This window comes from Parviterribacter kavangonensis (assembly GCF_056863335.1).
Genome location: NZ_JBXPJA010000001.1, coordinates 1,949,533 through 1,976,095 on the forward strand (window position 1 = coordinate 1,949,533; position 26,563 = coordinate 1,976,095).

The window sequence follows — 26,563 nt, forward strand, 5'->3', positions numbered from 1 at the left end:
CCTAGCCCGCGGCGGCGCAGAACGCCTCGTAATCCGGGAAGACGCCCATCTCGTCGTCCGAGATGTCCTCCGGATCGCGCGAGCAGATCGGGCAGTCGGGGTCGCGGCGGACCTTCAGCTCGGTGAACGTCGCGCTCAGCGCCTCGTACAGCAGCAGGCGGCCGACGAGCGGCTCGCCGATGCCGAGGACGAGCTTGACGACCTCGGTCGCCTGCAGCAGGCCCATCGTGCCCGGCAGCACGCCGAGGACGCCGTTGGCGCCGCAGGACGGCGCCAGCTCGGCCGGCGGCGGCACCGGGTACAGGCAGCGGTAGCACGGCCCGTCGTAGGGCTTGAACACGGACAGCTGGCCATCGAAGCCGAGGATCGACGCGCTCACGACCGGGATCTGGAACCGCACCGACGCGTCGTTGAGCAGGTACCGCGTCGGGAAGTTGTCGAGGCCGTCGACGACGACGTCGTAGCCCTCGATGATCTCCGCGATGTTCGTCCGGTCCATCCGCGTCTGGTACTTGACGACCTTCACGTCCGGGTTGAGCTGCGCGATCGTCTCCTCCGCGCTGTCGACCTTCGCGACGCCGACGCGGTCGGTCGTGTGGATGACCTGGCGCTGGAGGTTCGAGACGTCGACGACGTCGTCGTCGACGATGCCGAGCGTGCCGACGCCGGCGGCCGCGAGGTACAGCGCGGTCGGCGAGCCGAGCCCGCCGGCGCCGAGCAGCAGCACCTTCGCGTCAAGCAGCTTCTGCTGGCCCTCCTCGCCGATCTCCGGCAGGAGGAAGTGGCGGCTGTAGCGCTGGCGCTGCTCGGGGCTCCACTGCTTCGGGACCTCGACCTCGTAGCCGCGGTCCTTCCACAGCGTGTAGCCGCCGGTCATCGACTCGACGTTCTCGTAGCCGAGGTCGTCGCGCAGCGTCTTGGCGGCGAGCGCCGAGCGGTTGCCGGACGCGCAGTAGAGGATCACGCGCTGGCCGCGGTCGGGCGCCGCACCCTCGATGCGCGACTCGAGGTGGCCGCGCGGGACGTGGTACGCGCCGGGGATCTTGCCCTGCGAGACCTCCTCGGTCTCGCGCACGTCGACGATGACCGCGCCGTTCCCGAGGACCTCGTGGACCTCCGAGGGATCGACCTCGTCGATCTGGCTCTTGATCTGGCGGATGAACTCCGCGCCGGAGGGGGTCAAGGTGTCGAGAACTCCTGAAATCGGGTCCGGATTCGTACTTCACAAAGTGTAGCGAGGGATCCCGGCTCGGCCCTACCCTCGTAGCGTGCCTCTTCGCGCGCAGCTTGCGGTGGCTCTCGCGACCTTCTTCGTCATCGTCGCAGCCGGCGTGCTGATCCTCGCCGACGGCGGCGAGTCGGAGGGCCGGGCCGCCGCCTCCGGCGCCTTCGAGGGCTCCATCCGCCCGCCGGGCATCGCCCCCGCCGAGTTCCGCCTGCGCGACCAGGACGGGAAGGTCGCGACGCTGTCGGAGTACCGCGGCTCGCCCGTCGTCGTGACGTTCCTCTACACGACCTGCACGGACACCTGCCCGCTCACCGCGCAGCAGATCCGCGGCGCGCTCGACCGGCTCGGCCACGACGTCCCGGTGCTCGCCTTCGCGGTCGACCCGCCGAACGACACCGCCGCCCGCGCGCGCCGCTTCCTCGCCGAGCAGAAGATGCTCGGCCGGATGCGGTTCCTGCTCGGCCCGCTACCGGGCCTGAAGGCGCAGTGGAAGGCGTACGGCATCCAGCGCCAGACGCCGAAGCACGAGCACTCGGGCTACGTCGTGCTGCTCGACCGGCGCGGCGTGCAGCGCATCGGCTTCCCCGTCGGCCAACTCACGCCGGAGGGTCTGGCTCACGATCTGGCGCTGCTGGAGCGTCGTTAGCGCGCGCGTCGGCGCGCCGGTCGAGCAGCGCCTTCACCGAGATCCAGATCACGATCACGAGGACCGGCACGATGTAGGCCGACTCCGCGAGCCAGTGGCCGGCGTGGGCGAGCGGCGGGATCACGAGTTCGCCGCCGAGAGAAGCCAGAGGCCGAGCGAGGTGAACGCCACCATCACGGCGAGCATCCAGTACTGCGAGCGCGTCGCGGTGCGCGTGTCGTCGTAGACCACGAGCGCGCGGTCGTGCGCGAGCACGAGGCCCGCGATGTGGCCGAGCACGAGCGCGGCGACCTGGACGTACCAGATGCCGTTCGCGCCCACGACGGAGTAGTCGATCGTCGCCGTCGCCGTGCCGAAGAGGTCCCAGCCCTTGCCGAGCGGGTCGGACGCGAGGTACGCCGCCGCCTGGCCCTGGTAGGCGAGGAGCGAGAAGTAGTGGGCGATCATGTAGGCGAGCGCGATGGGGACGAGCGACGGGGCGAACCGCAGCGCGAGCTCGCGCGCCGGGTGCGACCGGTCCACCGTCCTCATACCCAGGACGCCCAGCCAGAAGAGCCCCGCGAGGATCAGGACCACCGCGAGCATGCCGATCGTGTAGGCGATCTCGAGCGCGCGCGTGGCGCCGAGACCCAGGTCGACGAACCAGCCCTCGATGTCGAGCGCCGTGTCGGTCCAGAACGAGTTCTCGGCGAGGCCGTCGAAGCTCGTCGTGCCGATCGCGACGGCGAGCAGCGCGACGGTGCCGGCGACCGGCGTCATGTGCGTGACGCCGGACAGCGGCGGGCGGACCGACAGCGTCCGGTCGTGCCAGTGCAGCGGCGACAGCCGCCCGAAGAGACCGAAGTAGACGGCGAACGCGTCGCCGCGCCGCGTCCACTGCTCGACGCCATAGAGCGCCATCCCGACGAGCTGCACGGCCGCGTAGAGCAGCGCGAGGATCGCGAGCGTGCTCGGGTCGTCGCGGTCGGCGTAGACGAGCTCGAGCCACGCGAACGCGAAGAGGCCGATCGCCGCCGGCCAGCGCCCGAGCCGCGCGGGGTACGGCAGCGGCGCCGGCGCGCCGCCCGGCATGACGCGCTGCAGCGTCCACCCCGCCGCGCGCCCGATCGCGCGCCACGGGTTGAAGGCGGCGAAGACGTCGCCCAGCAGCAGGCTGAGCGCCGGGACGCCGACCCAGAAGATCACGTAGATGAAGGTCGGCGTGATGTTCGCCGTCGTCGACTGCGTGCCGGCGAGGCCCGCCCACACCAGCACGCCGAACGCCGCGACGCCGATCGCTCCGGCGAGCACCTCGAGCGCGCGCGGGGCTTCGAGGACGTCGCGCTCGCGCGCCTGCTCGAGCCGCGGCTGCGGCCACAACAGCGCGAGCCCCACGAACGACACGACGAGCACCGCGGTCGCGGCCCAGCCGAAGAGCCAGCGCGGGATCGGCAGGTCCTCGCGGCCGACGATGCCGTGCGCGAGCGCGCCGTCGGGCAGGACGAGCGCCGACGCGACCGCCGCGAGGCCGACGAGCGTGAGGGCGCGCCGACGGGTCACGGCTCGACGACGAGCTTGGCCAGCTCGGTGCCGGTCCCCTCGTTCTCGATCTCGAAGATGCCCTCGGCCGTGGCCTTGAAGGTCAGGGTCTTCGTCCCGCCCGCGGGAACCTCGACGGCCTTGTCGTAGCCGTGGAGGTGGACCTCGACGGGCTGGTCCGAGCGGTACCGCAGGCGCACGGTGTCGCCCTTCGTGTACTTCAGCTCCGGCACGTCGCCCGAGGCGTTCTGCCCGCCGGCGATGCGGATGGTCTCGACGCGCGGCGCCGCCGGCTGCGAGGTCCCCTCCGGCTGCTGCTGCTCCTGCTGCTGCGTCTCGGTGCCGGCCGAGGTGTCCGCCGACGTCTGCGTCGACGGCGTGCTCGCCGTGTCGTTCTCGTCGTCGCCCGAGCCTTGGGCGATGAGGAAGCCGCCGACCAGCACGATGGCCGCGACGGCGAGGATGGCCAGACGTTGTCCCGCGCTCACGGCCGAGCAGCCTAGTGAGCGCGGGACGGTGCCTATGCCAGTGGTGCTAGCTGCTGCAGGAAGCGGTGCTCGAGGCGGTCGCCGTGGCGCCGTTCTCGTCGGTGAACACGACGCTCACCTTGCGCTTGCCGCTCTTGCATCCGCCGACGGCCTCGTAGTAGCCGTGCTTCTTGCGGACGATCCTGTTGATCTTCGAGGTCACGCTGACGACCGCGTTGTCGAGCGTGGGCAGCGGGTGCAGGAGCGAGGGCGGAACCTCGAACTCCAGCGCCGTGGCAGCGCCGCGCTTGACGTACTTCGTGGCGATCGGGGCCGCAAGCTCGATGGCGCAGCGCGTGCGCTCATCGGTCGACTGCGGGGAGCCCTTGATGTACAGGGCGCCCTTGTTCGTGCCCGAGTTGTAGACGGTCACGCTGGCGTTGCACTCGATCGACTTGTCGTTCGGGTTGTCCTTCGCGCCAGTGGCGTTCTCGATGAACCCGGAGCCGACCTTCGAGCCGGCCGGGCAAGCCGACGGGCCCTTGCTCTCGAGCGTGTCGACCGAGCACTTCGGGAACAGCGTCGTGTTCACCTTGAGCCCGTCGAAGCGGATCGAGTACTTCTTGATCGGCGCAGGACGCTGACCGCTCTGCTCGCCGACCTCGTAGCCGAAGTCGATCGAAACGGGGATCGGCTTCTTCTTGGACCCGGCCTTGGCAGGGGTCACCTTGCCGGACACCGAGTAGGTGTTGACCTGCGCCGCGTATGCGACGGCGGCAACGGCCAGCGCGAGGCCGGCCACCGCCAGAACAGCGAACTTCTTCCGCATCTCTCTCCTCCGAAGACTTCAGCGGTTGGGGGTGGGACGCGGGCACGCTACCGATCCGCCGAGGGCGGGCACAAGTCCCGCCCTCCGAAGACCGGTCGCGTACCGGTGCGCCATCGTTACGAGCAGCGGGCGCCGCCCGACTGCTGGGTGTCCTGATCGGTCCCCTCGTTGTCGAAGGTGACCGTCACGACGCGGCGGCCCTTCTTGCAGCCGCCGAAGGTCTCGAAGTAGCCGTAGGTCTTGCCCGACTTCTTCACGGTCTTCTTGGCGAGCGTCAGCTGCGTCTCGACGAGCGCGTTGCGGATCGTGCCGACCGGGTTCTTCAGGTTGGCCGGGATCGAGAACGACAGCTGGTCGCCGGTCGCCTTGCGCACGACCGAGACCGGGATGGCGGTCGCGATCTGAATGACGCAGCGCTTGTCCGGGTCGGCCTCGTCCGGGCTGCCCTTGACGAAGAGGGCGGCCTTGCCGGTGCCGGAGTTGTAGAGCTTCACCGTCAGGTAGCAGGCCAGCGACTTGTCGTTGCGATCGGCCTGGTTGCCCGCGATGTTGCGGGCGAAGCCGGTCGCCACGAGCGCCTTCGACGAGCAGCCGGCGTCGCTGGAGGCCTGCTCGATCTTCGCGGCCGAGCAGCCGGGGAAGCGGCCGGTGTTGATGCGCACGCCGGTGAAGAACACGGTCAGCTTGTCGAGGGCCGCGGGGCGCTTGCCCTCGGTGTCGGTGACCTTGAAGCCGAACTTGCCGCCGATCGGAGCGGGCTTCTTCTTCGTGCCCGACTTGGTCGGCGTCGTGCTGAAGGTGATCGTGTTGACGTTCGCGGCGAACGCCGTGGCGGTGACGGCGGCCACGATCAGGGCGGCGAGCGCCGCGAGCGAGAGCTTCTTCATCAGGTGGTGGGGTTCCTCTGAGGGGACAGGAAAACGGTGTGCCAACCGCGCGACCTACCCGCGGCCTCCAGGGAACACACGGCGCGTGCCATGGTTGCGGTGATCCCTGAAGCCGATGTGAAGACAGTGAAGCCTCCGATAAAGACCATCCCCGCTCCCCCGTTCCCGGCGAAGGCCCCGTGGGTCAACGTCGCGATGCTGCGCATGGACCAGCAGCGCGGCAAGCCGGTGCTCGTGGAGTTCTTCGACTTCTGCCGCGTGAGCTCGCTGCGGACGCTGCCGTACCTCAAGGCATGGCACGCGAAGTACGCCGACGCCGGCCTGCGCGTCGTCTCCGTGCACGCGCCGGGCTACGAGCCGTCCAACGACGAGGACGCCGCGCGCGCCGCCGTCGCGCGGCTGGGGATCGAGCACCCCGTGCTGCTCGACCACGAGCTGCGGCTGTGGGCCGCGTACGGCAACAAGGGCTGGCCGGGCCGGTACCTCTGGCGCCCGGAGGAGCGCGGCCATCACCTCGAGGAGTTCCACTACGGCGAGGGCGGCTACGTGGAGACCGAGCGCGCGATCCAGGAGCTGCTCGGCGTGTCCGGCGACCTCGTGCCGGCCGTGCACCCCGAGGACGACCCCGAGGCGCTCGTCGTCGTGCCGACCGAGGAGCAGGAGGGCGCGTGGTCGGGCCCGTACGAGGCCGGCGGCGTGTGGGCCGTCCTGTCCGGTGAGGGCGAGGTGATGGTCAACGGCGAGACGGTTGCGGTCGACCATCCCGGCGCGTACCCGCTCCTCGAGCACGAGCGCCACACCGCCGGCGTGCTGGAGCTCGAGGTCGGCCAGGGCGTGACGTGCCACGCCGTGACGTTCACCCCCGGGCTCGCGCCCGAGGGAGCCGTGCCTACGGCGTGAAGTCCGGCAGCAGGTTCACGAGCCGCGGCGGGCCCTCGGCCTCGACGATCACCGCCGACCCCGGCCAGTACGGAGATCGCCCAGAGGGCGATGCCGTGCTCCTGAGGGAGTAGGGGGACTTCCGCGGCGACATGCCGAGGAACGCCTCCTCGTGCACCCATGAGCCGGTGTTGACGAGGCGCGGGCCGCCCGGCCGCTGCCACTCGTGCTGCTCGTCGCCGGGCCACGGCCCGGCGCGGTGCGTGTGGCCGAAGAGGACCCAGCCGTCGCGGACGCCGAGGCCGCTCGCCGTCGCGTGCATCGCGCGCAGCGCGCTGCGGCGCAGCTCGACCGCCGAGAGGTCGCGGCCGACGGGGCCGAGACCGAGCCGGTTGACCGCGGCGATGGCGAGCGGGAACCCGGCGACGAGCGCGCGGGTCCGCATGCTGCGCGTGCCGCCGTTGCCGGTGAGCGCCCGCCACGCCGTCTGCGTGCCGCGCTGGCGCTCGGCGCCGAAGCCGATCCGGGTGTGGCGCGCGACGATGTGCAGCCACGCGTACAGCGGCGCGAGCAGCGCCTCGTAGCCCTCGACGCCGTCGGGCGGCCACGGCCCGCCGATGACGCGCCGCATCGCTCCCGCGCCGAGCCGCTCGAACGTCGGGATCGTCAGGTGCACGTCGAGGTAGTGGCCGTGCGTCGCGTAGACGTCGTCGCGCAGCCGCACGCCGGGGTACGCGAGCACGACCTCGGCGGGCGCAAGCGCGTCGGCGAGCGCGCGCGCCGCGGGCGACGCGCCCGGCGTGGTGCGCGCCTCTTCCCCCAGCGGCCCATCGCGGCGAACCGCGCGGTCCTCGAGCCACGGTGCGACGAGCGCGTGGTCGTGGTTGCCGGCGAGCACGACGACCTCGGTGCCGGGCCGCAGCGCGCCGGCGATCGCCCCGAGCGCGGGACGCCCCGCCTCGATCGCCTCGGCAACCGGCCCGTGGCGCAGCTCGAGCACGTCGCCGAGCAGCACGAGCCGCTCGATCCCGTCCAGCGCGGCGGCGAGCGCCTTGCGCGCCTCGGGACGGCGCAGGACGTCCGCACCGGTGCGGCTGCCGAGATGCAGGTCGGAGATGACGAGCGTCCTCGGCGTCGCGGGCGAAGCCACTCGGGCAGAGTACGGGGCGATGCCGACCGCCCCGCTCGACGGCGTGCTCGTCGCCGACTTCTCGCGCGTGCTCGCCGGCCCGCTGTGCACGCAGGTGCTCGCCGACCTCGGCGCCGACGTGGTGAAGGTCGAGCGGCCGGACGCCGGCGACGACACGCGCGGCTGGGGCCCGAGCTACTTCCTCGGCCTCAACCGCGGCAAGCGATCGCTGGTGCTCGACCTCAAGGACGCGGCCGACGCGGAGCTCGCGCGCGAGCTCATCCGCCGCAGCGACGTCGTCGTCGAGTCGTTCCGGACGGGCGTGATGGACCGGCTCGGCCTCGGGCCGGACGTCAACCCGTCGGCGGCGTGGTGCTCGATCACCGCGTTCGGCGCCAACGACCTGCCCGGCTACGACCTGCTGCTGCAGGCGCTCAGCGGGCTGATGCACGTCACGGGCGAGCCGGACGGCCCGCCGCTGAAGGTCGGCGCCGCGCTCATCGACCTCGTCTGCGGGCTGCACGCCGCGATCGGCGTGCTCGCCAAGCTGCGCGCGGGCGAGGGCGGCCGGTTCGAGGTGACGCTCATGGACAGCGCGCTCGTGTCGCTGCTCAACCAGGCGAGCGCGTGGCTCAACGACGGCGTCTCCCCCGTGCGGATGGGCAATCGCCACCCCGCGATCGCGCCCTACGAGACGTACGGCGAGATCGCGATCGCGTGCGGCAACGACGCGATGTTCCGGCGGCTGTGCGGCGTGCTCGGCCTGCCGGAGGACGAGCGGTTCGCGACGAACGACCTGCGCGTCGAGCACCGCGAGGAGCTGAGCGCGCTCATCGAGGCACGGCTCGCCGAGGGCGACGGCTGGGTCGAGCGGCTGAACGCGGCCGGCGTGCCCGCGGGGCACATCAACGACGTGCCGCAGGCGTTCGCGTTCGCCGAGGCGCTCGGCCTGGACCCGGTGTGGGAGCTCGACGGCGTGCGGACGGTGCGCTCACCGCTGCGCGGGCTGGCGGCGCCGACGACGCGGCCGCCGCGGCTCGGCGAGCACGACGCGGAGCTCAGGCGCTGGCTGCGGCCGCCATCGCCTGGCGGATCTTCTTCGGGAGCATGAAGCGGACGTCCTCCTGGACGACCTCCAGCTCCGACACGTCGCCGACGCCGAGGCGGTCGACGAGCGCGGTGACGAGCTCCTCCGGGGCCGACGCGCCGGACGAGATGCCGACGACGCGCTTGCCCTCGAGCCACTCGTCGCGCACCTGCGAGGCGTTGTCGATGAGGTGCGACTCGGCGCCGTGCTCGCGCGCGACTTCAACCAGGCGTTGCGAGTTCGACGAGTTCTGGGAGCCGATCACGAGCACGAGGTCGCACTCGCGGGCGAGCTGCTTGACGGCCGCCTGGCGGTTCGTCGTGGCGTAGCAGATGTCGTCGGTGCGGGGACCGGTGATCTGCGGGAAGCGCTCGCGGAGGCGGGCGATGATCGCGCGGGTCTCGTCGACCGACAGCGTCGTCTGCGAGATGTAGGCGATCTTGTCGGGGTCGTCGACCTCGAGCGCGTCGACGTCCTCCTCGGTCTCGACGAGGACGATGTGGTCCGGGGCCTCGCCCATCGTGCCCTCGACCTCCTCGTGGCCGGAATGGCCGATGAGGATGATCGTGTAGCCCTCCGCGGCGAACTTGATCGCCTCGCGGTGGACCTTCGTGACGAGCGGGCAGGTGGCGTCGATGGTCGCCAGGCCGCGGCGCTCGGCCTCGGCGTGGACGGCCGGCGAGACGCCGTGGGCGGAGAAGACGGTGACGGCGCCCTCGGGGATCGTGTCGTCGAGCTCGTCGACGAAGACGGCCCCGCGCTCGCGCAGCTTCTCGACGACGTGCTTGTTGTGGACGATCTCCTTGCGCACGTAGACCGGCGCGCCGTGCAGCTCGAGCGCGCGCTCGACGGTCTGGACGGCCCGGTCGACGCCAGCGCAGTAGCCGCGCGGCGCCGCGAGCAGGAGCTTCTCGACGGTCACCCCGACCAGTGTAGGAGCAGATCGAGGACCGTTTCGCCGACCGCGTCGACGCTGTCCTCGGCCACCACGTCGAGGTCGTCGCCGGTCGTGTGCCACTCGTCGAACGTGAAGTCGATGAGGTCGATCGCGGGGATCCCGCGGGCGAGGAACGGCGTGTGGTCGTCCGAGACGCCGCCCGCGGTGCCGGGCGGGAAGACGCGCTCGGTGCCCACGCGCCGGGCGGCGGCGCGCAGCCGGCTCCACAACTGCGGGTCCGAGTCGGCCTCGCGCGGGATGCGGGTGCCCTTCTCGGCGATGAAGTCGAGCAGGACGAGCGCGCGGATGTCGTTCGCGTGGCGCTTGGCGTACGCACGCGAGCCGCGGATGCCGCAGCGCTCGAAGTCGGCGCAGCCCTTCGGCGCCTCCTCGCCGTCGAAGAGGACGAAGCGCAGCGCGGGCGCGCCGGCGGGCCGCTCGGCCGCGCGCAGGACCCGGGCGAGCTCGACGACGGCGGCCGTCCCGCCCGCGCCGTCGTTGGCGCCCACGAAGCCGCGCGGCGTGTCCTTCGTGTCGTAGTGGGCGGCGACGACGACCGCGGGCTTCTTCCCGGGCAGGCTGCCGACGACGTTGCGCAGGCCGGGGTGGCCGGGGACCGCCTCGAAGCGCCCGTTCGGCAGCTGCCGGCGCAGGCGCTCGGCGAGGCGGCGCAGCGGCTTCGAGCCCGCGGGGCGCGGGCCGTACTGCTCGACCTGCGCGCGCAGCAACGCGAACGCCCGCCCGCCGTCGAAGCGGTCGACCTTCGCCCGGGGCACCGCGGGCGCGGCGACGGCAGGCTTGCGCTCGATCTCGTCCGGGGTGAACCAGTCGAAGTCGCGGGACGCGAGGTAGACGAAGAACCCGCCCAGGACGAGCTGGACGAGCAGCGCGACCACGAGCGGCTTGGGCGCCCGCGGGCGCGGCCGTGCGACGGGTTCCGTGGGAACTTCGCCCATGGGGGTAGTTCAGCAGGCATGCGCATCGCCGTCGTCGGAGCCACCGGCAACCACGGGTCCAGCCTCGTCCGGCGCCTCAGCCGCGACCCCGAGGTCGAGGCCGTCCTGGGCATCGCGCGCCGTCTGCCCTCGCTGACGCTGCCGAAGGTGACGTGGACCGCCGCCGACGTGTCGAAGGTCGACCTCGCCCCCGTGCTGCGCGGCTACGACGCCGTCGTGCACCTCGCCTGGCTGATCCAGCCCGGCCGCAACGAGGCGGTGACGCACGCCGTCAACGTCGAGGGCAGCGCCGCCGTGTTCGAGGCCGCCGCGCGCGCCGAGGTGCCGGTGCTCGTCCACGCGTCGTCGGTCGGGACGTACTCCCCCGGGCCGAAGGACCGCGCCGTCGACGAGTCGTGGCCCAGCGACGGGATCGACTCGTCGTTCTACTCGCGCCACAAGGCGGCGGTGGAGCGGATCCTCGACTCGTTCGAGGCCGCGCACCCCGGGCTGCGCGTCGTGCGCGTGCGGCCGGGGCTCGTCTTCAAGCGCGAGGCCGCGACGCAGATCCGGCGGCTCTTCGCGGGCCCGTTCCTCCCCTCGCCGATCCTCCGCCGAGGGCTGATCCCGGCGCTGCCCGTGACCGAGCGGCTGCGCTTCCAGGCCGTCCACACCGAGGACCTCGCGGAGGCCTACCGGCTGGTGCTCCTGCGCGACGACGCGCGCGGCGCGTTCAACATCGCGGCCGATCCGGTGCTCGACGGCGAGACGCTCGGCGAGGTGCTCGGCGCACGCGCGGTGCCCGTCCCCGCCGGCGCGTTGCGCACGGGCGCGGCGCTCTCGTACAAGCTGCGACTGCAGCCGTCGGAGCCGGGCTGGCTCGACATGGCGCTCGGCGTGCCGATCATGGACTGCGGCCGAGCCCACCGCGAGCTCGGGTGGGAGCCGCGGCGCACCGCGCGCGAGGCGTTCGCCGAGGTGTTCGACGGCATGCGCGAGAGCGCCGGGCTGTCGACGCCGCCGCTCGATCCCGGCACGAGCGGACCGCTGCGGATCCGCGAGATCGTGACCGGCGTCGGTTCGACCTCGCGATAGGGCACACGGGCCGGTAGCTTGCGGCTCCATGGCGCAGGCGCACCTCGACCGGCTGACCGCGATAGACGCGTCCTTCCTGCACCAGGAGGGCTCGGAGTCCCACATGCACGTGGGCGCGCTCGTGACCCTCGAGGGTCCGGCGCCGTCGATGGAGGACTTCCTCGACTCGCTGCGCGGGCGGCTGCACCTCGTCCCGCGCTACCGCCAGAAGCTCGTGTTCCCGCCGGCCGGCAGCGGCCGCCCGCTGTGGGCCGACGACCCGAACTTCAACCTCGAGTACCACTGCCGCCACACCGCGCTGCCGGCGCCGGGCAGCGACGAGCAGCTGCGCAACCTCGTCGCGCGGATCTTCTCCCAGCAGCTCGACCGGTCCAAGCCGCTGTGGGAGCTGTGGGTCGTCGAGCACCTCCACGACGGCGGCTGGGCGCTCATCACCAAGACGCACCACGCGCTCATCGACGGGATCTCCGGCGTCGACCTCGCGACCGTGATGTTCGATCTGACGCCGGTGCCCCGGAAGGTCGAGCACCCCGGCCGGCCGTGGCAGCCGCACCAGGAGCCGGCCGCGGTCGACCTGCTCGCCGCCGGCGTGCGCGGCGCGGTGAAGACGGGGCTGCAGCTGGCCGAGCGGGCCGCGGCGTCGCTGACGCACCCGACGCGGTCGCTCGACGCCGTGCGCGAGGCGGTCGAGGGCGTCGGCGAGGTCGCGTGGGCGACGCTCAACCCCGCGCCGCCGACGCCGCTGAACGTCCCGATCGGGCCGCACCGGCGCTTCGTCGGCGTCCGCGGCCAGCTCGCCGACTTCAAGCTCGTCAAGGACGTCTACGGCGGCACCGTCAACGACGTCGTGCTGAGCGCCGTCGCGGGCGGCCTTCGCACGTGGCTGCGCGAGCGCGGCGTGCGGACCGAGGGCCTCGAGCTGCGCGCGCTCGTCCCCGTCTCGCTGCGCCAGGAGCACGAGCACCACACGCTCGGCAACCGGATCGCGGCCATGCGCGGGCCGCTGCCCGTCTACGTAGGCGACCCGGTCGAGCGGCTGCGGACCGTCAGCGCGGCGATGCAGGGCCTCAAGTCCTCCAAGCAGGCGCTCGGCGCCGAGGTCCTCGCCGCGCTGGAGAACTTCGCGCCGCCGACGATCCTCGGCGCGGCCTCGCGGCTGAACTTCTCGACGCGTCTGTTCAACCTCATCGTCACGAACGTGCCGGGCCCGCAGTTCCCGCTCTACGTGCTCGGGCGGGAGATGCAGACCGTCTTCCCGATCGCGTTCCTGCCGCGCGAGCACGCGCTGGCGATCGCGATCATCTCCTACAACGGCTGGCTGAACTTCGGCCTGCTCGGCGACTACGACGCGCTGCCCGACATCGAGGCGCTCTCCGACGCGATCGAGGCGTCGATGACGGAGTACGTGACGCTCGCGCGCGCCGAGCGCGAGCGGACCGCGAAGCCGCCCACCCGGCCGGAGCCCGTTCCCGGCTAGCGCGCGTTCTTCGCGACGCGCACGCGCGCGTCGGGGCGGACCGGCTTGGGCTCGCGGTTGCCCGCCCGGTCGACGGCGATCGTGTAGAAGGCGTAGCGGCCCTTGGGGGCGAGCCTGACGCGCATCGTCGTCTTGCGCGTCTTGGCGATGCGGCGCGCGCCGCCGCTGCCCTTCGACCGGTAGATCTCGTAGTGGTCGATGCCGGTGGCGGCGACGCCCGCGGGCGCGGTGTCCTGGCCGCTCCAGCGCAGGGTGATCGTGCGCTTGCGCGTCGTGCGCGGGCCGCGCAGGACCGACGTCGGCGGGCGCAGGTCGATCTGCTTGGCCGCCTCGACTGCTCCGCGCGCGTCCACGATCCCCCAGCCGAGGTCGTTCGACCAGCCGGTCCCGGCCGGGCGGCGCGCGGTCTGCTTGAGGATGCGGACGACCTCCGTCGCCGGCAGGTCCGGGTTCAGCCCGCGCACGAGCGCGGCCACGCCGCTGACGATGCCGGTCGCCATCGATGTGCCCTGCAGGTAGGCGTAGCGATCGTCGCCGCGGAACGTGGTGCGGCAGCGGCACGGGGCCGAGAAGTCCGGGGGCAGGCGGCCGCGATCGAACGTCGTCTGGTTCGCCGGCCAGGCGCCGAAGATGCCCTTCGGCCCGCCGCCGCGCTCGGCGAACGCGCCGTAGGCGGCGAGCGAGATCTCCGAGCCGTACCCCGCGAACGACGCGCGCTGGTCCGCGTACGTCGCCGCGGTCACCGTGATGCCGCGGTTGAAGTTCGCGTCGGCGCCGGTGCCGGCCGGCTGCAGGATGTTCGCGGGGTCGCCCTGCTCGTCGGTCGCCTCGTCGGCGGCCGCGGCCACCAGGACGACGTTGTGGTCGATCGCGTAGTTCACCGCGTCGACGAGCGCCGTCGGCGGGACGCGGCCCCCGTCCGTGCCGAAGCTCATGTTGATGACCTGCACGCCGCGGTTCGTCGAGTCGACGATCGACTTGATCACCGAGCTGTCGCTGAAGTCGGTCTTGACGACGAGCAGGCCGCAGTCGAGGCCGGCCCCCGCCATCCCGGCGCCGTTGCCCGAGGCGGCGCAGGCCAGCGACGAGACGTGCGTGCCGTGGCCGGTCTCGTCGACGAGCGCCCCGCCCGCGCCCGCGGTCGGGTCCTCGTCGAGCGCGTCGCGAACCTTCGGCGCGATCTCGGGCTGGCCGCCGTCGGCGCCCGAGTCGATGACCGCGACCGTCGTGTTCGTCCCGCGCGCGACGTCCCAGGCCTCGATGAGCCCCGTGCGCGGGATCCACCACTGGATCGTCGTGCCGGCCGGCGTGCCGGGCGCGGTCTCGGGATCCGACAGGGCGGGATCGTCGGGGACGAAGCGCGGCGTCGCGCGGTGCTCGACCTCGACGGTGCGCACGGACGCGTCGGCGCGGAGCCTGCGGGCAAGCGCGGAGAGCGACTGCCCCGCCGCCGGCTTGACGGTCAGCAGGCCGACTTCGGGAACGACCGGGCCGGCGCGGCGCGCGGCCGCGCGGGCCAGCACGACGGGCGCCGCGGCGCGCGCGTTCGCACCCGGATCGGCGAGCGAGACGAGCAGCCGGCCGGTCGTCTCCGCGCGCGCGACATCGGCCCCCGGCAACGCCGCGGCGAGGAGACAGCAGACCATGGCCATCAGGCCGACCCGGCGCATCGTGCCCATCCTAAACAGCCAACCCGGGACAGTTTGCTGCGTTTCGGTGCTTCAGAGCGTCACGAACGACGTTCCGCGAGCCAACTGGCCCCCGTCGTCCGCATGCCCCCGGGCGGCGGGGCTCTCGCGGCGCCTCAGTAGCCGAGCGCGAACTTGGCGTCCTCGGACATGCGATCCGGGGACCACGGCGGCGTGAAGATCATCGACGAGGTGACGTCCTGGACGCCATCCAGCTCGCCGACGAACTCCTCGATCTGCTCGGTGACCTGGGGCCCGATCGGGCAGGCGGGCGTCGTCAGCGTGAACGTCACGTGCACGTTGCCCGGCGGCTCGATGTCGATGCCGTAGATGAGGCCCAGCTCCACGAAGTCGAGCCCCAGCTCGGGGTCGATCACGTTGGAGAGCGCAGCCTCGACGTCGTCGACGGTGACCATGGCTGTGAGTGTAGACACCGACGATGCGCCAAAAGCGTCGCAAGCTGCACATCTGTTCCGTTACCTTCCCGCCATCGTCCACCTCGACGAACACGACTTCGTGCTGCTGGTGTCCGGCGACGAGGACCGCACGACGCAGAGCCTGCGCCGGCGTCCGCTGTCGCGCGCGCTGTGCATCGCGCCGAAGGACCTCACGGTCGACATGACCGGGCTCGCGTTCGCGGACTCGTCGCTCATGCTCGACCTGGCCATGCTCGCGCGGCGGATGCGCCACGCGGGACGCAAGGTCGTCATCCGCGGCGCCCAGCCGAACATCCAGCTGCTCATCGAGCTGGTCGGGCTCGACCGCCTCGACGGCATCTCGGTCGCGACCACCTGAGCGCCTCCCCTCCGCGCGCGCCCGCCGCGCGCCGTACGCTGGACCGCAGCATGCTCCCGCTGCTCGTCCTGCTCTTCATCGTCGTCCCGATCGTCGAGCTTGCCGTGATCATCCAGGTCGGCCAGGCGATCGGCGTCCTGCCGACGATCGCGCTGCTGATCCTCGACTCGGTGCTCGGGTCGCTGCTGATGCGCTCGCAAGGGCGCGCGGCGTGGCGGCGGTTCAACGAGGCCCTCTCCGCCGGGCGCCCGCCCGCGCGCGAGGTGATGGACGGCGTGCTCGTCATCTTCGGCGGCGCGCTGCTGCTGACGCCGGGCTTCGTCACCGACATCCTCGGCATCGCCCTGCTCCTCCCGCCCACGCGCGCGCTCGTGCGCCGCGTGCTCGTCCGGCGGTTCCTGCCGCGGATGGTCGTCTCGTCGACCGCGCGGTTCACCGGCCCCCGGCGCCCGCGGCCGGACGCGTCGTCGTACGACGTGGAGGGGACGGCGACCGAGGTGCACAACGACCCGCCGCGGCTGCCGTGAGCGTCTCCCCCGATCTCGAGCGCCCGCAGGGGACGGGCGACGGCACCGATGCCGTGACGGTGTCGTTCGGCGATCCGGTGCAGGAGCTGTTCGGCATCGCGCGGATCGGGCTCGTGCCCGGCGAGCCGCCGACCGCGAGCGGCATGGGCCTGCTCTTCGCCGGCGGCGAGCCGGTCGCGGTACGCGCCGAGGGCGGCGTCGAGATCTCGTCGCACTCGTTCCACGCCGCGCACGTCGCGGGCATCTCCACCGGCGTCGCCGAGCCGCTGCGCCGCTGGCGCGTCGCGTTCGACGGCGTGTTCGAGCTGGAGCTGGAGGCGCTGTCGGAGCCGGCGCAGCTCGCGCCCGGCACGCCGGCCGCCGACGCCGGCGGCATGACGGGCTACGAGCAGCTGTGCCGCGTGCGCGGGACCGTGGTCGTCGACGGCGCCGAGCGGCGGATCGACTGCCTCGGCCAGCGCGGCCACTCCTGGGGGCGGCCGGACTGGGATCGGATCGCCCTGGCGCGGACGGTGTCGGCCTGGCTCGACGACGGCGCGGCGGTGACGCTGACCGCGGTGCGCTCGACGAAGGCCAAGCACCACAGCGACGAGGCGGTGTCCGCGTGGATCATCCGCGACGGCAAGCCGCTGGCCGTCGACGAGCCGCTGCTGAGCACGACCTACGACGCGGGCGGCCGCCAGCGGCACGCCGGGCTGGAGCTGTGGGCGGGCGACGGCGAGGAGCTGTGGCCGCACCGGGCCGCCGGCGAGGTCGTGTGCGGCACGACGATGGACCTCGGCGCGCTGCGCCTCGACTGCTCGTTCTTCGCGTGGCGGATGGAGGGCCGCGCGGGCGTCGGGCGCTACGACGTCCTGCGGCGGGTCGGTTGAGCGAGGTCCGCGCAGTCATCTCCGACTTCGGCGGCGTCCTGACGACGCCGCTGTTCGGGGCGTTCGCGAAGTTCCAGGCCGAGCACGGGATCCCGCTCGAGGCGCTCGGGCAGGCGATGGTCCGCGCGAGCGAGGCGCGCGGCGGCGAGAACCCGCTCTACGCGCTCGAGCGCGGCGAGCTGGCCGAGAGCGAGTTCCTCGGCATGCTCGAGGCGGCGCTCCACGAGGTCGTCGGCCGCGAGGTCGCGATGGACGGCTTCGCCGAGAGGTACTTCGGCCACCTCGAGGCCAACGACGAGATGATCGCGTTCCTCCGCGAGCTGAAGGAGGAGCGCGGCCTGCGGCTGGCGATGCTCACGAACAACGTCCGCGAGTGGGAGGCCCGCTGGCGGTCGATGCTGCCGGTCGACGAGCTCTTCGAGGTCGTCGTCGACTCCGCCTTCGTCGGGATGCGCAAGCCCGAGCGCGGCATCTACCTGCTGACGCTCGAGCGCCTCGGGCTGGAGGCGCATCAGTGCGCGTTCGTCGACGACATCGAGATCAACTGCACCGCCGCTTCCGAGCTCGGGATCCACGCCGTCCGCTTCGACAACACGGAGCAGGCGATCCGCGACCTCGAAGCCGTTCTCTGACGGCCACTCCGTGGTCTCCTCCGGAGGGTCCTCCGGGGAGGAACCCTTTCCGCGGAGGGCCCCTTTCGCGTCCCCTCCCGGGAGGGTCTTCACTCAGGTGAGCGCGAGCGCGGCGATGCCCGCGACGACGAGGGCGGCGCCGGTGGCGCGGGCCTTCGTGACCTTCTCGCGGCCGGCCGAAGCGGTGTAGGCGACCGCCATCACCACGCCCGTCTCCCGGACGGCCGCGACCGGACCGGGGTCGGCGCGGGCCAGAGCGGCGAGGCCGATCGCGTACGCGGCAACCATGCCGATCCCGGCGATCGCGGCGCGGTGGTCGAGCGCGTCGAACGCGCGCCTCCCGCGCGCGGCGAGCAGCACCGCGGCGCACGGGACGATCACGCAGGCGAGGTACGGCAGCGGGTCGACGTGCTCGACGCCGCGGTCGTCGACGACCGTGTAGGCCGCGAGGCACGCGCCGACGCCGAGCGCGAGCAGCAGATCGGTCGTCGCCGCCGGCTGATGCAGCCCGCGCACGAGCAGGATCCCGCCGATCACCGCGGCGATCCCGAGCAGCTCGCCGGCCGACGGCCGCACGCCGATCGCGAGCACCGACACGACGACGACGAGCACCGGCCCGGTCCCGCGGGCGATCGGGTAGACGAACCCGAGGTCCGCCACGGCGTACGCCCGCGCGAGCAGCACGAAGTACGCGAGCTCCAGCGCGACCGACCCCGCCACGTACGGCCACGCCGACGCGTCGAAGTCCCACGTCAGCGCCGCGACGGGCACGAGCACGACGCTGCCGACCGCCAGCGCCACCGGCGTCGTCGCCTCCGGGTCCTCGACGCCCGAGAGCACGAGGTTCCACCCCGCGTGGATCGCCGCGGCGATCAGCGCGAGGACGAGCGCATCAAGACCCATGCCCCGAGACCCTGCGCGCGGCGCGCCGCCGAGGGTCTTCGCTCAGCGGCTCAGTTGTCGGAGCCGAGTCTGTCCCAGAGGTAGAGCTCGAGGCACTCGCCTGCGAGCTCGAGGGACCGTTCCCGGCTGAGGTGCGGCAGGACCGTCTCGAGGGCCTGCTCCTCGGCGACGCCGGCCTCGAAGGCCTCCTCGCCGCGGAAGCCCGCCGCGATCTTCAGCGCCTCGCGGCGGTTCTCGCCGAGCGACCCGAAGACGTTCACGAGGAACTCCCGGTTCGGGACCGGATGGCCGACCTCGAGGGAGGCGTGCCACGCGGCGAGCATGTTCAGGTCGTGCTCGTCGAGATCGGCGACGGCCTTCGCGTAGTGCGACGCGAGCTGCTCCTCGGGGATCTCGTCCACCCACGCGCGAACGAGCTCGCCGAGCAGCTGACGGCGCGCTTCGCGACCGACCGACTCGGCGATGACACGGATGGCGTCCTGGGGCTCGATGAAGCAGAGGGGCATCGCGACTTCCCTGGCTTGGGAGGAAGGAACGCAGCGCACGGTAAGGACGCGGTCGGACGGCACCGCGCGTCGATTCCGCACCTTCCGCGGAACGGGCGCCTGCTTACCTGTTGCGGGTGAGCACGCAGCAGCGAGACGACCTCCGGAACGTGGCGATCATCGCCCACGTCGACCACGGCAAGACGACCCTGGTCGACGCCATGCTGCGCCAGACGGGCGCCTTCCGCGAGGGCGCCGCCGTGGACGACCGCGTCATGGACTCGATGGACCAGGAGCGCGAGCGCGGCATCACGATCCTCGCCAAGAACGCCGCCATCCGGCACCGCGGCGTGAAGATCAACATCGTCGACACCCCCGGCCACGCGGACTTCGGCGGCGAGGTCGAGCGCGGGATGACGATGGTCGACGGCGTGCTCCTGCTCGTCGACGCGTCGGAGGGTCCGCTTCCCCAGACGCGCTTCGTGCTGCGCAAGGCGCTCGAGGCGCGGCTGCCCGTGATCCTCGTCGTCAACAAGGTCGACCGCCCCGACGCGCGGATCGACGAGGTGGTCCACGAGGTGGAGGAGCTGTTCCTCGACCTCGACGCCGACGAGGACCAGATCGACTTCCCGCACGTGTTCTGCAACGCGAAGGCCGGCCAGGCGTCGCTGGAGGCGGGCAAGCCGGGCGAGGACCTCGCGCCGCTGCTCGACCTGCTCGTCGACACGATCCCCGCGCCCGCGTTCGACCCCGAGTCGCCGCTGCAGGCGCACGTCACGAACCTCGGCGCCTCGCCGTACGTCGGCCGCCTCGCGATCTGCCGCGTCCACAACGGCGAGCTGCGCAAGGGCCAGCAGGTGGCGTGGTGCCGCCGCGACGGGACCGTCGAGCCGGCGAAGGTCACCGAGCTCTACGTCACCGAGGCGCTCGACCGCGTCGACGCGGACGTCGCCGGCCCCGGCGAGGTCGTCGCCGTGGCGGGCCTCGCCGACGTCACGATCGGCGAGACGCTCTCCGATCCCGCGGACCCGCGCCCGCTGCCGGTGATCGAGGTCGACGAGCCCTCGCTGTCGGTCATCGTCGGCATCAACACCTCGCCGCTCGCCGGCCGCGACGGCGACAAGCTGACCGCGCGGCTGCTGAAGAACCGGCTGGACGCTGAGCTCATCGGCAACGTCTCGCTGCGCGTCTACGAGCGCGAGGGCTCGACCGGCTCGTGGGAGGTCCAGGGCCGCGGCGAGCTGCAGCTCGGCGTCTTCGTCGAGACGCTGCGCCGCGAGGGCTACGAGGTCACCGTCGGCCAGCCGCAGGTGCTCACGCGCCGCGAGGGCGACGGCCCGGTGCTCGAGCCGTTCGAGCGCGTGACGATCGACGTCCCCGACGAGCACGTCGGCGTCATCACCCAGCTGCTCGCCGAGCGCAAGGGCCGGATGGAGGACATGGTCAACCACGGCACGGGCTGGGTGCGCATGGACTTCCGCGTGCCCGCGCGCGGGCTGATCGGGTTCCGCACCGAGTTCCTCACCGTCACGCGCGGCACCGGCGTCCTGCACCACGTCTTCGACGGGTGGGAGCCGTGGGCGGGCGAGCTGCGCACCCGGACCACCGGCTCGCTCGTCAGCGACCGCGCCGGCGCCGTCACGGCGTACGCGTGCTTCCAGCTGCAGGAGCGCGGGACGCTGTTCGTGGAGCCCGGCGACGAGGTCTACGAGGGCATGATCATCGGCGAGCACGTCCGCGCCGAGGACCTCGACGTCAACGCGGTGCGGCCGAAGAAGCTCACGAACGTGCGGTCCTCGACGGCGGACGAGCTGGAGCGCCTCACGCCCAAGCGCACGCTGTCGCTCGACCAGGCGCTCGAGTTCCTCCGCGAGGACGAGTGCGTCGAGGTGACGCCGGGCGCGGTCCGGCTGCGGAAGGTCGCGCTGGATGCCGTCTCGCGGCAGAAGGCGGCGCGCCGGCGGGCGCGTGGGGAGTCCTCCGTCCCCGCCTGAGCGAAGAGGCCCTCTTCCCCCGCCCACCTCGCTAGCGTCTGCGCCGTGATGCAGGAGCCGCCCGAGTTCGAGTACGCGATCGAGACCCTGCCGCCCAGCCGCGTCGGCCGGCGCTGGCGATGGGAGCTGTGGCACGGCAGCGCCTTGGTCGCCGCCGGATGGCGCCTCAGCCCGCGCAACGCGACCCGCGCCGTCCGCGTCGCCGCGCTGCGCCGAGTGCATGAGGCGCGCGGAGTGATCCCTTTGCCGAGCGCCCTCGACGGCCACCTCCACGGCGGGACGCTCCACGACCACCGCGGAACGCCCCTCTGCGTCCTGCGGATGCGCGAGCCCCGGGTCGCCACCGCCCGCGCCGCCTAGCTCACTCGAACCCGAACTCCGGAGACCCGCCGCTCGCTTCCGGCGCAGTCTTCCGCGGCGGAGACGTCTTCGCGACCGCCCCGCCGGCCGAAGAAGTCGTGGACGTCGCCGCCCCGCCATCTTCGCGCGTCGCCGCGGCGCCGAAGGGCGACGTCTCCGCGGGCGGCGAGGTCCGCGGTTCCTCTTCGATCCCGAAGGGATCGGTCTCCGCCGCGGGGGCAGATCTCGCTTCTTCGGACGCGGCGCCCGGCGAGGTCTCCTCACGCGGCGGCGCCGAGGTCTCCGCCGGGGCGGCGACGGCCACGCGGTGCTCGAGCGGCGCCGGGGAAGAGGTGGTCTTCGCCGGTGCGGAGGCTGTCTTCGCGGGCGGAGAGGCCGGCGCTTGCGGCGGCGCGACGACCTCCCGGTGCACGGCGACGCCTCCGCCGGCGATCGCGGCGGCCGACGCGGCGACGGCGGCGACCTTCGCGGCGCCCGCGGCCTCGAGCGACGACTGGACCTTGGCGACCGGCTCGGCCAGGCCGCTCAGCCACTCGCCGATGCGCGCGAGCAGCCCGCCTCCGGCTCCCACCACCGGGACCACCGCGGCGGCCGCGGCGGGGGCGCGGTCCATCGCCGCGAGCGTCGCCCGGCACGCCGCGCAGTTGCGGAGATGCGGCCGGACGGCGAGGACGTCCTGCGCCCGCGCCTCTCCGTCGGCCATCGCGGACAACACGCCCGTCCACCGCTCGCACTCCGCGCCCGACTGGATCCCTTCGAACCGCGCCAGGAAAGCGCGACGGCCCTCCGTTAGAGCTCGATTGACCTTCGTGTAGGTCCAGTTCTGACGCTCCGCGATCTCCTTGTACGACAGCCCCTGCGCCTTCAGCACCAACGCGGTGACCTCCGCCGGCTTGAGCCGCTTCAGCGCCTCCGCGGCGTGGGCGAGGTCGTCGAAGCGCTCCGCCCGCTCCTCGACCGACGTGACGCAACGACCGTCGTCGAGCACGTCGAGCTCGGTCTCGTCCTCGACGCCGACCAGCTTGTTCCGCGCCTCGCGCACCGCGAAGCACTCGTGCTTCAGCACGGTGTGCAGCCACCGGTGAGCGGTGAGCGGATCGAGCCGGTGCGCCGACCGCACGAAGATCTCCATCGCCCGCTGGTACGCGTCCTCCGCGTCGGCGGCGCTGTCGGTGTACCGCCGCGCGACCCGCAGCAGCGACTCCGCGTGCTCCTTGATCACGGCGACGACGAGCTCCTGCGGATCGTGTCCGCGGCGCGGCCGCAGCCGGCGCCGCGGCGCGACCGGCATCGCGATGGCTTGCTCCATGGGAGCCATGAGGGCGACGGTCGCTCCGGTTCGCCCCCCAAGGCAAGCGAACGGACCACTGTCGCAGCCGATACGGCACAGCTCGCAGCGAACTACGGCAGTTCCGCGGATGGCAGCGCCCCGCGCCCGGCATAGCGTCCCGATCGCTCACCACCGACCGAACAGGAGGCGCTCATGCCCACCTTCCTCATCGAGCGCGAGGTCCCCGGAGCCAGCCAGCTCAGCGACGAGGAGCTCCGCGGCATCACGACCACGTCGAACAAGGCCGTCGACGAGCTGGACAAGCCGTACAAGTGGCGCCACAGCTACGTCGCCGGCGACAAGATCTACTGCGTCCACGAGGCCGAGAGCGCCGAGGTGATCCTCGAGCACGCCCGCCGCGGCAACTTCCCCGCGAACGTCGTCTCCGAGGTCACCGCGGTCTTCGACAGCACCGGGCCGCGGTCGATGCCGGTCTAGTCAGCCGACGACCGCGATGTCCCCGCCGGCCTGCACCGCGACCGCGCGCAGCGTCTCGCGGCCCGTGTTCACCACGCGGTGCAGCACGCCGGCGGGGATCCGCACGACCTCGTCGCTGCGGATGATCCGCGCCTGCCGCTCGCCCAGGAAGAACGTCGCGCTGCCGCGCGTGACGACGACGACCTCGGCACCCGGGTGCGCGTGCCAGTCCTCCACCGCGTCGGGCTCGCGCTCGACGAGCACGACCGTCACGTCGGCGCCGTGCTCGCTGCCCGCGAACACGCCGTCCTCCAGGTCCTCGCGCCGGCGGACGCGCAGGTAGATGCCGGTCTCCTGCAGCTCGTCCTCGACGGCCCGCCCGTCGAACCACGCCTCGCCCGCCGGCGGGATGCCCAGCTCGAGCAGCCAGGCGAGCACCGCCTCGTCGTCGGCGTGGCGCGCGGCGAGATCGAGCACCACCTCCGGGGTCACACCGAGTCGCGCCATGCACGTGTGGTCGACCGGGCAGCCGAACTGGTACCGCCCCGCCGTCCCCGCGAGCGTCGCGCGCGCCTTGGCGAGCATCCGCGGGATCCACGCGTAGCCCTGCAGCGCGCAGTCGAGCGGCGGTGGGTCGGTCACGCGCAGGTCGGGCGCCGCGTCGATGCCGGGGCCGGAGGTCGGTGGCGCGATGGGCATCACCCGACCCTACGAGGTGATCGGCGCGGTGTCCTCCGAGCGGATGAAGCGCGCATCCGCGGCGTCGCCGAAGAGCCAGCGGTAGTCCTCCGACAGCGCCGCGCGGACGTAGTCGAGCTCGGTCTTCCCCACGACGTCCTCGAGGACCTCCATGACCGTGCGCGCGTCCTCGCGGGCGCGCTCCTCGGGCAGCGTCGCCCGATGCCCGACGCGAGCGATGAACTCGTCGCACGTGAACGGATCGCAGTCGCCGGGGTCGTGGGTCAGCGGCGCGGCGAGCGGCTCGGGCAGCTGCGCGGCGAGCTCGCACGCCTCGCGGCGCGGGATCCGCTCCCCCAGCGTGGCCAGCGTCGCGAGCATCACGCGCTCGGCCTCCGCGGGCGAGCCGCCGAGACGCGCGGCCAGGTGCTCCACGACGGTGCGCGACGGCGGCGGGCGATGCGGCCGCGCCGGCCACCACGACGCCCGGCCCGCGACGGCGATGAGCGCGGGGATGAGCACCGGCCGGACGAACAGCGCGTCGACGAGCACGCCGATCGTCATCAGCACGGCGAGCTCGCGGAACGGCTCGAGCGGCACGAGCGCCAGCAGCGCGAACGTGGCCGCCAGCGTGATGCCCGCGACGCTGATCGCGCGCGACGCGGCGGGCGCGCCGACGGCGATCGCCTCCCGCATGCGGCGCCGGCGGACCTCCTCGCGGATGCGCCCCGCGATGAAGACGTTGTAGTCGGATCCGAGCCCGATCAGCAGCACGCCGGCGACGAGCGGCACGTAGTAGATGAAGTCGTCCGTGCCGAGCAGCTCGGGCTGGATCCACGACGCCAGGCCGAACGACGCGGCGAACGCGAGCACGCTGGCGGCGAGCAGCATGAGCGGCGCGACGAGCGCCCGCAGGAAGAGCGCGAGGAGCAGGAACGTCACGACGAGCGTCGCGGCGGCGATCCGCTTGAGGTCGGACTTGAGCGAGTCGATCGTCTCCGCCGCGAGCGCCGTCTCCCCGGCGTACGACACGCTCGCGGTCGGCGGCAGCCCCGCGCTCTCCAGCAGCGCGGGCATGTCGGCTTGCAGGCGCCGCAGGTCGTCGACCGCGTGGGAGCCCGTCGGCTCCTCGTCGAGCACGATCGCGTAGCGGACCGCGGCGCCGTTGCTCGCAACAACGAGGTCCTCGAGCGGCGTGCCGGCGGGCTGGCTCGGCCCGAGGACGGCGGCGACGCCGGGGCGGCGCTGCAGCTCGCGCTGCAGCGCGGCCAGCCGGTCGGGCCGGCGGCCGATCCCCGGCTCCTCGATCACGACGTCGGTCGGCGAGAGCACGCCGTCGTCGAACGCCTGCGCCGCGGCGTCGGCGGCGCTGCGCGTCTCGGTGTCCTTCGGCAGCGACGGGATGAACGAGACCGCCAGCCGCGCGTTCGCTCCCCCGCTCGCAGCGATGACGAGCACGACGACGGCGACGAGCACGACCACGGCGGACACCGGCCGCGCGGCGAGCATCCGCGCGGCGAACGCCGGCAGCACGCGGCCGCCCTCGCTGCGGGCGTGGCTGCGGCTCGCGCGCCAGGCGCCCAGCGGCCCGGAGAAGCGCATGCGCCAGCGCTCGCGGCGGTGCTCGACGTCCGGGTCGCCGCGCAGGTCGGCGGGAACGGCGGCGGTCTCGCTGTCCGGCTCGGGCTCGATGCGGCCGAAGAGACGCGGCCCGAGGAGCCCGAGCACGGCGGGGACGAACGTCACGCACACGAGCGTCACGACGAGCGCGCTGAGCGCGAGGCCCGGGCCGAAGACGCGGAAGAACTCCATCTCGCCGGCCAGCAGCGAGACCGCGCCGGCGGCGACGACCGTGCCCGCCGTGAGGACGACGGGCGCGATCCGCGCGGTCGCGGCGCGGGCGGCCGGCACCCGCTCCTCCCCGCGTTGCAGGGCGCGCCGGTTCTCCGACAGGAAGAAGACCGTGTAGTCGGTGACGAGCCCGAGCAGCAGCACCACGAGGACCGGCTCGATCTCGCTCGGCGCGGTCACGCCGGCGCGCTCCCCGCACCAGGCGATGATCCGGATCGCCGTGACGTACGCGATGGCGCCGGTGAGGAGCGTGACGAGCGGTGCGCCGACCGACCGGAAGTAGAGCGAGACGATGAGCAGGATCACCGCGACCGTCGCGATCTCGACCCATGGCAGCGCGTTGTCGATCTGGTCGAACTGCTCGAGCCGCGCCGGCCCCGCGCCGGTGACGCCGATCGTCGTGCCCGGCGCCTTGACCATCTGCTGGACGTAGGCGTGCGCGACCTCGTCGCGCTCCTTGAGGTTGAGCGACGGATCGAGGAACAGGTACGTGATCGTCGCCGTGTTGCGCTCGCGCCACTCGACCCCCGGGATCGGCGCGTTGGGGACCGGGATGGCGGCGCGGACGCCGTTCAGCGCCGCCGGCAGCTGCCGGTCGCGGGCCGCCTTGGCGAGCCGCGCGTCGCCCTCGACCTCGCTCGACCGCAGACCGTCGGCGTTGCGGCGGACGATCGCCGTGTCGGTGCCGACGGTCGAGCCGAACAGCTGCAGCGCGCGCTGCTGCGCGGTGATCGCCTTCGCGTCCGTCGGGACGATGTCGCCGAGCGGCGCGGTGCTCGACCCGCCGAGCGACGGCAGCAGGACCCACGCTGCGACGGCGGCGGCGATCCAGCCGAGGACGATGACCAAGCGCAGCGCGACGACGGCCCGTGCGTACGTCCGTGCCGTTCGCTCGCCTGCCGTGGCGGTGCGCATGG

Annotated in this window: 27 protein-coding genes; 12 read left to right on the top strand and 15 right to left on the bottom strand. The window is 73.0% G+C overall.

What is annotated here, in order from left to right; genetic code table 11:
• Position 1: 1 nt before the first annotated feature.
• On the bottom strand, positions 2 to 1,183 hold the full coding sequence (gene moeB, locus AC1UE4_RS10055; protein ID WP_482917086.1) for a molybdopterin-synthase adenylyltransferase MoeB: 1,182 nt from the start codon (positions 1,181 to 1,183) through the stop codon (positions 2 to 4).
• 85 nt (positions 1,184 to 1,268) lie between these two features.
• Here moeB and AC1UE4_RS10060 point away from each other — a divergent pair, with 85 nt between their 5' ends.
• A complete protein-coding gene (locus AC1UE4_RS10060) occupies positions 1,269 to 1,874 on the top strand; it encodes an SCO family protein (protein WP_482917087.1) in 606 nt (201 codons plus the stop codon).
• A 120-nt stretch (positions 1,875 to 1,994) separates the two neighbouring features.
• On the opposite strand, the gene AC1UE4_RS10065 is transcribed toward AC1UE4_RS10060, so the two are convergent.
• The 4 genes from AC1UE4_RS10065 to AC1UE4_RS10080 all read right to left on the bottom strand — a co-directional run bounded on the left by AC1UE4_RS10065 (position 1,995) and on the right by AC1UE4_RS10080 (position 5,575).
• Positions 1,995 to 3,413, bottom strand: a complete 1,419-nt coding sequence (locus AC1UE4_RS10065; protein WP_482917088.1) for a fenitrothion hydrolase — start codon at positions 3,411 to 3,413, stop codon at positions 1,995 to 1,997.
• Complete coding sequence (locus AC1UE4_RS10070; RefSeq protein WP_482917089.1) at positions 3,410 to 3,880, bottom strand: cupredoxin domain-containing protein; 471 nt, start codon at positions 3,878 to 3,880, stop codon at positions 3,410 to 3,412. The genes AC1UE4_RS10065 and AC1UE4_RS10070 overlap by 4 nt, the downstream gene beginning before the upstream one ends.
• A 46-nt stretch (positions 3,881 to 3,926) precedes the next feature.
• A complete protein-coding gene (locus AC1UE4_RS10075) occupies positions 3,927 to 4,688 on the bottom strand; it encodes a hypothetical protein (RefSeq protein WP_482917090.1) in 762 nt (253 codons plus the stop codon).
• Positions 4,689 to 4,804: 116 nt separating this feature from the next.
• Positions 4,805 to 5,575 (bottom strand): hypothetical protein, encoded by a 771-nt coding sequence (locus AC1UE4_RS10080; protein WP_482917091.1) that lies wholly within the window; start codon positions 5,573 to 5,575, stop codon positions 4,805 to 4,807.
• Positions 5,576 to 5,701: 126 nt separating this feature from the next.
• Here AC1UE4_RS10080 and AC1UE4_RS10085 point away from each other — a divergent pair, with 126 nt between their 5' ends.
• Positions 5,702 to 6,475, top strand: coding sequence for a thioredoxin domain-containing protein (locus AC1UE4_RS10085; RefSeq protein WP_482917092.1), 774 nt, complete (start codon positions 5,702 to 5,704; stop codon positions 6,473 to 6,475).
• Here the strand turns inward: AC1UE4_RS10085 and AC1UE4_RS10090 are convergent.
• On the bottom strand, positions 6,465 to 7,604 hold the full coding sequence (locus tag AC1UE4_RS10090) for a metallophosphoesterase family protein (protein WP_482917093.1): 1,140 nt from the start codon (positions 7,602 to 7,604) through the stop codon (positions 6,465 to 6,467). The genes AC1UE4_RS10085 and AC1UE4_RS10090 overlap by 11 nt on opposite strands.
• A 19-nt stretch (positions 7,605 to 7,623) precedes the next feature.
• Here AC1UE4_RS10090 and AC1UE4_RS10095 point away from each other — a divergent pair, with 19 nt between their 5' ends.
• Entirely contained in the window at positions 7,624 to 8,694 is a 1,071-nt protein-coding gene (locus AC1UE4_RS10095; protein WP_482917094.1) for a CaiB/BaiF CoA transferase family protein, read from the top strand.
• Here the strand turns inward: AC1UE4_RS10095 and AC1UE4_RS10100 are convergent.
• Together AC1UE4_RS10100 and AC1UE4_RS10105 are read right to left on the bottom strand one after the other, a co-directional pair.
• Positions 8,642 to 9,601 carry a 4-hydroxy-3-methylbut-2-enyl diphosphate reductase gene (locus tag AC1UE4_RS10100; protein ID WP_482918229.1) on the bottom strand — a complete coding sequence of 320 codons (960 nt, stop codon included), beginning with the start codon at positions 9,599 to 9,601 and terminating at the stop codon, positions 8,642 to 8,644. The two genes, AC1UE4_RS10095 and AC1UE4_RS10100, sit on opposite strands and share 53 nt — an antisense overlap.
• The gene (locus AC1UE4_RS10105) at positions 9,589 to 10,563 is read right to left on the bottom strand and encodes a M28 family metallopeptidase (RefSeq protein WP_482917095.1); all 975 of its coding nucleotides are present in this window, start codon (positions 10,561 to 10,563) and stop codon (positions 9,589 to 9,591) included. The genes AC1UE4_RS10100 and AC1UE4_RS10105 overlap by 13 nt, the downstream gene beginning before the upstream one ends.
• An 18-nt stretch (positions 10,564 to 10,581) precedes the next feature.
• Between AC1UE4_RS10105 and AC1UE4_RS10110 the strand changes: the two genes are divergently transcribed.
• Both AC1UE4_RS10110 and AC1UE4_RS10115 read left to right on the top strand, forming a co-directional pair.
• Positions 10,582 to 11,637 (top strand): NAD-dependent epimerase/dehydratase family protein, encoded by a 1,056-nt coding sequence (locus tag AC1UE4_RS10110; RefSeq protein ID WP_482917096.1) that lies wholly within the window; start codon positions 10,582 to 10,584, stop codon positions 11,635 to 11,637.
• Positions 11,638 to 11,665: 28 nt separating this feature from the next.
• A complete protein-coding gene (locus AC1UE4_RS10115) occupies positions 11,666 to 13,114 on the top strand; it encodes a WS/DGAT/MGAT family O-acyltransferase (RefSeq protein ID WP_482917097.1) in 1,449 nt (482 codons plus the stop codon).
• Here the strand turns inward: AC1UE4_RS10115 and AC1UE4_RS10120 are convergent.
• Together AC1UE4_RS10120 and AC1UE4_RS10125 are read right to left on the bottom strand one after the other, a co-directional pair.
• Entirely contained in the window at positions 13,111 to 14,784 is a 1,674-nt protein-coding gene (locus AC1UE4_RS10120) for a S8 family peptidase (RefSeq protein WP_482917098.1), read from the bottom strand. The genes AC1UE4_RS10115 and AC1UE4_RS10120 overlap by 4 nt on opposite strands.
• Before the next feature lie 134 nt (positions 14,785 to 14,918).
• Complete coding sequence (locus AC1UE4_RS10125) at positions 14,919 to 15,218, bottom strand: metal-sulfur cluster assembly factor (protein ID WP_482917099.1); 300 nt, start codon at positions 15,216 to 15,218, stop codon at positions 14,919 to 14,921.
• Here AC1UE4_RS10125 and AC1UE4_RS10130 point away from each other — a divergent pair.
• From AC1UE4_RS10130 to AC1UE4_RS10145, 4 genes are read left to right on the top strand one after another with little or no spacing between them, the layout of a single operon-like run.
• Entirely contained in the window at positions 15,217 to 15,597 is a 381-nt protein-coding gene (locus AC1UE4_RS10130) for an STAS domain-containing protein (protein WP_500862490.1), read from the top strand. The two genes, AC1UE4_RS10125 and AC1UE4_RS10130, sit on opposite strands and share 2 nt — an antisense overlap.
• Positions 15,598 to 15,647: 50 nt before the next feature.
• Complete coding sequence (locus tag AC1UE4_RS10135; RefSeq protein ID WP_482917101.1) at positions 15,648 to 16,124, top strand: FxsA family protein; 477 nt, start codon at positions 15,648 to 15,650, stop codon at positions 16,122 to 16,124.
• Positions 16,121 to 16,996 (top strand): DUF7064 domain-containing protein, encoded by an 876-nt coding sequence (locus tag AC1UE4_RS10140; RefSeq protein ID WP_482917102.1) that lies wholly within the window; start codon positions 16,121 to 16,123, stop codon positions 16,994 to 16,996. Before AC1UE4_RS10135 ends, AC1UE4_RS10140 begins: the two co-directional genes overlap by 4 nt.
• The gene (locus tag AC1UE4_RS10145) at positions 16,993 to 17,628 is read left to right on the top strand and encodes an HAD family hydrolase (protein ID WP_482917103.1); all 636 of its coding nucleotides are present in this window, start codon (positions 16,993 to 16,995) and stop codon (positions 17,626 to 17,628) included. Before AC1UE4_RS10140 ends, AC1UE4_RS10145 begins: the two co-directional genes overlap by 4 nt.
• 93 nt (positions 17,629 to 17,721) lie before the next feature.
• Here the strand turns inward: AC1UE4_RS10145 and AC1UE4_RS10150 are convergent, their stop codons facing one another.
• A complete protein-coding gene (locus AC1UE4_RS10150) occupies positions 17,722 to 18,531 on the bottom strand; it encodes an EamA family transporter (RefSeq protein ID WP_482917104.1) in 810 nt (269 codons plus the stop codon).
• Positions 18,532 to 18,581: 50 nt separating this feature from the next.
• The gene (locus AC1UE4_RS10155) at positions 18,582 to 19,037 is read right to left on the bottom strand and encodes a hypothetical protein (protein WP_482917105.1); all 456 of its coding nucleotides are present in this window, start codon (positions 19,035 to 19,037) and stop codon (positions 18,582 to 18,584) included.
• Between the two features lie 116 nt (positions 19,038 to 19,153).
• Between AC1UE4_RS10155 and typA the strand changes: the two genes are divergently transcribed.
• Positions 19,154 to 21,010: a translational GTPase TypA gene (gene typA, locus AC1UE4_RS10160; protein ID WP_482917106.1), complete on the top strand. Its 1,857-nt coding sequence runs from the start codon at positions 19,154 to 19,156 to the stop codon at positions 21,008 to 21,010.
• Positions 21,011 to 21,058: 48 nt separating this feature from the next.
• Complete coding sequence (locus AC1UE4_RS10165; protein ID WP_482917107.1) at positions 21,059 to 21,370, top strand: hypothetical protein; 312 nt, start codon at positions 21,059 to 21,061, stop codon at positions 21,368 to 21,370.
• Position 21,371: 1 nt separating this feature from the next.
• Here the strand turns inward: AC1UE4_RS10165 and AC1UE4_RS10170 are convergent, their stop codons facing one another.
• Positions 21,372 to 22,679: a sigma-70 family RNA polymerase sigma factor gene (locus AC1UE4_RS10170; protein WP_482917108.1), complete on the bottom strand. Its 1,308-nt coding sequence runs from the start codon at positions 22,677 to 22,679 to the stop codon at positions 21,372 to 21,374.
• Positions 22,680 to 22,853: 174 nt separating this feature from the next.
• Here AC1UE4_RS10170 and AC1UE4_RS10175 point away from each other — a divergent pair, with 174 nt between their 5' ends.
• The gene (locus tag AC1UE4_RS10175; protein WP_482917109.1) at positions 22,854 to 23,138 is read left to right on the top strand and encodes a DUF4242 domain-containing protein; all 285 of its coding nucleotides are present in this window, start codon (positions 22,854 to 22,856) and stop codon (positions 23,136 to 23,138) included.
• Here AC1UE4_RS10175 and AC1UE4_RS10180 read toward each other — a convergent pair whose 3' ends face one another.
• Both AC1UE4_RS10180 and AC1UE4_RS10185 read right to left on the bottom strand, forming a co-directional pair.
• Entirely contained in the window at positions 23,139 to 23,816 is a 678-nt protein-coding gene (locus AC1UE4_RS10180) for a DUF5069 domain-containing protein (protein WP_482917110.1), read from the bottom strand. It abuts the gene before it with no gap.
• A gap of 9 nt (positions 23,817 to 23,825) precedes the next feature.
• On the bottom strand, positions 23,826 to 26,561 hold the full coding sequence (locus AC1UE4_RS10185) for an MMPL family transporter (protein WP_482917111.1): 2,736 nt from the start codon (positions 26,559 to 26,561) through the stop codon (positions 23,826 to 23,828).
• Positions 26,562 to 26,563 lie beyond the last annotated feature (2 nt).

Bases quoted from the DNA above. Each gene is read 5' to 3' on its own strand.
- AC1UE4_RS10125 (WP_482917099.1), bottom strand. From the start codon at position 15,218: ATGGTCACCGTCGACGACGTCGAGGCTGCGCTCTCCAACGTGATCGAC.
- AC1UE4_RS10180 (WP_482917110.1), bottom strand. From the start codon at position 23,816: ATGCCCATCGCGCCACCGACCTCCGGCCCCGGCATCGACGCGGCGCCC.
- AC1UE4_RS10135 (WP_482917101.1), top strand. From the start codon at position 15,648: ATGCTCCCGCTGCTCGTCCTGCTCTTCATCGTCGTCCCGATCGTCGAG.
- AC1UE4_RS10155 (WP_482917105.1), bottom strand. From the start codon at position 19,037: ATGCCCCTCTGCTTCATCGAGCCCCAGGACGCCATCCGTGTCATCGCC.
- AC1UE4_RS10165 (WP_482917107.1), top strand. From the start codon at position 21,059: ATGCAGGAGCCGCCCGAGTTCGAGTACGCGATCGAGACCCTGCCGCCC.
- AC1UE4_RS10115 (WP_482917097.1), top strand. From the start codon at position 11,666: ATGGCGCAGGCGCACCTCGACCGGCTGACCGCGATAGACGCGTCCTTC.
- AC1UE4_RS10130 (WP_500862490.1), top strand. From the start codon at position 15,217: ATGGCTGTGAGTGTAGACACCGACGATGCGCCAAAAGCGTCGCAAGCT.
- AC1UE4_RS10095 (WP_482917094.1), top strand. From the start codon at position 7,624: ATGCCGACCGCCCCGCTCGACGGCGTGCTCGTCGCCGACTTCTCGCGC.
- AC1UE4_RS10150 (WP_482917104.1), bottom strand. From the start codon at position 18,531: ATGGGTCTTGATGCGCTCGTCCTCGCGCTGATCGCCGCGGCGATCCAC.
- AC1UE4_RS10075 (WP_482917090.1), bottom strand. From the start codon at position 4,688: ATGCGGAAGAAGTTCGCTGTTCTGGCGGTGGCCGGCCTCGCGCTGGCC.
- AC1UE4_RS10120 (WP_482917098.1), bottom strand. From the start codon at position 14,784: ATGCGCCGGGTCGGCCTGATGGCCATGGTCTGCTGTCTCCTCGCCGCG.
- AC1UE4_RS10185 (WP_482917111.1), bottom strand. From the start codon at position 26,561: ATGCGCACCGCCACGGCAGGCGAGCGAACGGCACGGACGTACGCACGG.
- AC1UE4_RS10110 (WP_482917096.1), top strand. From the start codon at position 10,582: ATGCGCATCGCCGTCGTCGGAGCCACCGGCAACCACGGGTCCAGCCTC.
- AC1UE4_RS10175 (WP_482917109.1), top strand. From the start codon at position 22,854: ATGCCCACCTTCCTCATCGAGCGCGAGGTCCCCGGAGCCAGCCAGCTC.
- AC1UE4_RS10080 (WP_482917091.1), bottom strand. From the start codon at position 5,575: ATGAAGAAGCTCTCGCTCGCGGCGCTCGCCGCCCTGATCGTGGCCGCC.
- AC1UE4_RS10105 (WP_482917095.1), bottom strand. From the start codon at position 10,563: ATGGGCGAAGTTCCCACGGAACCCGTCGCACGGCCGCGCCCGCGGGCG.
- AC1UE4_RS10170 (WP_482917108.1), bottom strand. From the start codon at position 22,679: ATGGAGCAAGCCATCGCGATGCCGGTCGCGCCGCGGCGCCGGCTGCGG.